Annotated in this window: 5 protein-coding genes; all 5 read left to right on the forward strand. The window is 69.6% G+C overall.

Translation table 11 applies throughout. The features are described 5' to 3' along the window. On the forward strand, positions 1 to 505 hold a 505-nt coding region (gene dctP / locus AC1DOC_RS23415), incomplete at its 5' end, for a TRAP transporter substrate-binding protein DctP (RefSeq protein ID WP_478130583.1). A 16-nt stretch (positions 506 to 521) separates the two neighbouring features. After that, positions 522 to 1,355 (forward strand): shikimate dehydrogenase family protein, encoded by an 834-nt coding sequence (locus tag AC1DOC_RS23420; protein WP_012748423.1) that lies wholly within the window; start codon positions 522 to 524, stop codon positions 1,353 to 1,355. 99 nt (positions 1,356 to 1,454) lie between these two features. Beyond that, positions 1,455 to 2,663, forward strand: coding sequence for a 3-carboxy-cis,cis-muconate cycloisomerase (gene pcaB, locus AC1DOC_RS23425; protein WP_478130584.1), 1,209 nt, complete (start codon positions 1,455 to 1,457; stop codon positions 2,661 to 2,663). Continuing rightward, the gene (locus tag AC1DOC_RS23430; RefSeq protein ID WP_478084493.1) at positions 2,663 to 3,094 is read left to right on the forward strand and encodes a carboxymuconolactone decarboxylase family protein; all 432 of its coding nucleotides are present in this window, start codon (positions 2,663 to 2,665) and stop codon (positions 3,092 to 3,094) included. Before pcaB ends, AC1DOC_RS23430 begins: the two co-directional genes overlap by 1 nt. Further along, the coding region (locus AC1DOC_RS23435) for an MFS transporter (protein ID WP_478130585.1) at positions 3,091 to 3,923 on the forward strand (833 nt) is incomplete at its 3' end. The genes AC1DOC_RS23430 and AC1DOC_RS23435, both read left to right, overlap by 4 nt.

Here is a 3,923-nt window from a genome sequence, read left to right on the forward strand (position 1 = left end):
CCTGAAGATCCGCGTGATCCAGTCGCCGATCTACATCGATCTCTTCAATGCGCTGGGCGCCAACGCCACGCCGATGCCCTTTCCTGAGCTCTATCCGGCGCTCGAACAGAAGGCGGTCGACGGCCAGGAGAACCCGAACACGGTCATCCGCACGTCGAAGTTCGCCGAAGTGCAGAAGCACCTCGCGCTCACGCAGCACGTCTACAACCCGCAGGCGCTGATCGTCGGCAAGAAGCTCTGGGATTCGCTCAGCGATACCGAGAAGAAAATCATGACCGAGGCGGCCGCAGAAGCCACCAGGTTCGAGCGCGAAACGTCGCGCGGGCAGGCGCAAGCCGCGCTGGAGGACCTGAAGAAGGCCGGCATGCAGGTGACCGAATTCAGCCCCGCCGAAATGCAGCGCCTGCGCGACAAGGTCAAGCCGGTGGTGGACAAGCACAGCGCCCTGGTGGGCGAGGCCGTGGTCAAGGAGCTGTACGCCGAGATCGCCAAGGTCCGCAAATAAGGGCGGGCCGATCTCCATGATTTCCGGCAAGACCACCCTCGTCGCGCACCTGGGCTTTCCCACCGAGAGCTTCAAGGCGCCGATGATCTACAACCCCTGGTTCGAGAAGCAGGGCATCGACGCCGTCGTGGTGCCGATGGGCGTGAAGCCCGAGGACTATCCGGCAACCTTCGCCGCGCTGTTCCGGCTCACCAACATCCGCGGTGCGCTGGTGACCATGCCGCACAAGATCACGACCATGGGCCTGGTCGACGAAGTCACGCCCACCGCAAAGATCGCCGGCGCCTGCAACGCGGTGCTCAAGCGCGCCGACGGCACGCTGGTGGGCGACCAGTTCGATGGCGCCGGCTTCGTGCGCGGCGTGCTGCGCAAGGGCTGCGTGCTCGAGGGCGCGCGCGTGCTGGTCTCCGGCAGCGGCGGCGTGGGCTCGGCAATTGCCGCTTCGCTGGCCGCGGCCGGCGTGGCGGAAATCGCGCTCTTCGATGCCTACGCGGCTTCGGCCGAAGCGCTGGCCGGGCGGCTGCGCACGCACTATCCGGCGCTGGCCGTGTCCACCGGCTCGAACGATCCGGCCGGCTTCGACCTCGTCGTCAATGCCACGCCGCTGGGCATGAAGGAGGGCGATCCGCTGCCCTTCGACGTGGACCGCATCGCGGCCTCGACCTTTGTCGGCGAAGTGGTCATGAAGTCCGAATACACGCCGCTGCTGCGTGCCGTCCGCGACAAGGGCTGCGCCGTGCAGGTGGGCACCGACATGCTGTTCGAGATGATTCCCGCGTACCTCGAGTTCTTCGGCTTCGGCACCGCCACGGCCGATGCGCTGCGGGCCGAGGCGAAGATCAGCTACTGAGCGAGTGCAACGCCTGCCCGCTGCCGTGCGGCGCGAGGGAAGACGCGGTGTAACGCGGTTGCGCTCGCTCGATTTTTTTGACGCAAGAACACATTCACCATGAGCATTTTCGAAGGCTTCCTTTCCACGTCCGAGACGCTTTCCGCCTTCAGCGACCACAACTTCGTCGGCGCGATGCTGCGCTTCGAGGCCRCATTGACCCGCGCGCAGGCCGCGCTCGGGCTGGTGCCGGAGGCGGCCGCGCATTCGATCGTCGGCAGCTGCAAGGTCGAGCTGTTCGACGTGGCCAAGATCGTGCGCGACAGCGGCCGCGCCGGCAGCGTCGCGATTCCGCTGGTCAAGGCCTTGAAGGAGGCCGTGGGCCTGTTCAATCCCGCCGCCGTGCCCTTCGTGCATTTCGGCAGCACCAGCCAGGACGTGATCGACACCGCGATGGCGCTGGTCACGCGCGAAGGCATCGCGCTGATCGAGGCCGATGTCGACCGCGCCATCGAGGCGCTGCTGCAGCACGCCACGCAGCATGCGGCCACGCCGATCCTTGCGCGCACGCTGATGCAGCCTGCGTCGGTCACGAGCTTCGGCCTCAAGTGCGCCGGCTGGGCCGCGCCGCTGGTGCGCAGCCGGGCCCGCCTGCGGGGCGCCGCGCGCCATGCGCTGAGCGTGCAGCTCGGCGGCGCCGTCGGCACGCTCTCGCAGATGAAGGGGCAGGGCGCGGCCGTCGTGCAGCGCGTGGCGGACGAGCTCGGCCTCGGCAATGCCGGCGCCACCTGGCACACGCAGCGCGACGAATGGGTTGCGCTCGGCTGCGAGCTGGGGCTGCTCACGGGCAGCCTCGGCAAGATCGCGCGCGACATCGCGCTCATGGGCCAGTACGAGGTCGGCGAGGTGGCCGAGCCCACCGAGCCGGGCCGCGGCGGCTCCTCCGCAATGCCGCACAAGCGCAACCCGGTGGCGGCGATGGTGGCACTGGCCGCGGCCCAGCGCGCGCCGCAGCGGGTGGCCGCACTGTTGGCCGCGATGCCGCAGGAACACGAGCGTGCGCTCGGCGGCTGGCAGGCCGAACTGGCCGAATGGCCGCAGCTGCTGATGTCGGCGCACGGCAGCGCGCGTGCGTTGGCCAGTGCGCTGCCCGGCCTGCAGATCGACGCGGCGCGCATGCGCGCCAACATCGACACCCTGCGCGCGGAGCTGCCGCGCGAGGCGGCGGACGAATGGTTCGACCCCGCGCTGGCCGGCCCGGCCGGCGAAACCGCGCTGCGGCAAGTCGCGGCACTGCGCGCCCAACTGATTGCGAAAGACACCCCCTGATGACCGACGAAGCAAGCATGACCACACCTCCCAACGACTACGAAGCCGGCCTCGTCAACCGACGCCGCGTGCTCGGCGATGCCTGGGTCGACAAGTCGCTGGCCAACCGCAACGCCTTCAACGCCGAGTTCCAGGAGCTCATCACGCGCCATGCCTGGAACGACATCTGGGGCCGGCCCGCGCTCGGCGACAAGACGCGCCGCTACATGGTGCTGTCGATGATGCTGGGCATCCACGCCTATGAAGAATTCGCGATGCACGTGCGCGCCGCGCTCGACGGCCCGCCCGAATCGCGCCTCACGCCCGAGGACATCAAGGAAGTCATCATGATGGCGGCCATCTACTGCGGCGTGCCGGTGGCGAACCACGCCTTCGGCATTGCGGCCGGCATCCTGCGCGAGAAGGGCTTGCTGGCCGCGGCCGCCCAGTGACCGGGCCGCGCATCCGCAAGGACCGGTTCGAGATCGGCTTCGGCCTGCTGCTGCCGCTGCTGCTCGCAGCGCAGCCCGTGGCCACCGACAGCTACCTGCCCGCGCTGCCCGCCATCGCGAAGGAGCTGGGCTCGGCCAGCACCAGCCTCACGCTCTTTGTTCTGGCCTTCGGCTTTGCACAGTTGCTGTGCGGCCCGCTGGCCGACCGCTTCGGCCGCCGGCCGGTGCTGCTGGCGGGGCTCGGCTGCTACGCGATCGCGGCGCTGGGCGGTGCCTTCGCCGGCAGCGTGGCGGTGCTCGCGGGCTGGCGCACGCTGCAGGGCTTTTCGATGGCGGCCATCCTGGTGTGCGCGCGCGCCGCGGTGCGCGACCTCTATCCCGCGCACGAAGGTCCGCACGTCATGGCGCGCGGGCTCACGGGCCTGGGCGTGGTGGGGCTGCTGGCGCCGCTCCTGGGCGCATGGCTGGTGCAGGGCGCCGGCTGGCGCTGGGTGATGGCGTCGATGGCGCTCTATGCGCTGGTGCTGCTTGCGCTGTGCTGGCGCTCGTTCGCGGAGACGCGGCGGCCGCTGGCCGGGGAGCTTTCAGCGCCGCGCGGCAGCACCCGCGCCGTGTTCGCGAGCCGCAGCTTCCGGGCCTGGGCTTCGGTGGCCGCAACCACCTACGGCGGCCTTTTCTGCTTCCTGCTGCTGTCGCCGATGGTCTACATCGGCTACCTGGGCTGGTCGCCCGCGATGTACGGCTGGATTCCCGCCGGCGGCTCGCTGGTCTACATCTTCAGCACCACGATGTGCCGGCGGCTGCTGCGCCGGTACGGGCCGGTGGGCAC

Source organism: Variovorax sp. 01T439_2 (assembly GCF_056398445.1).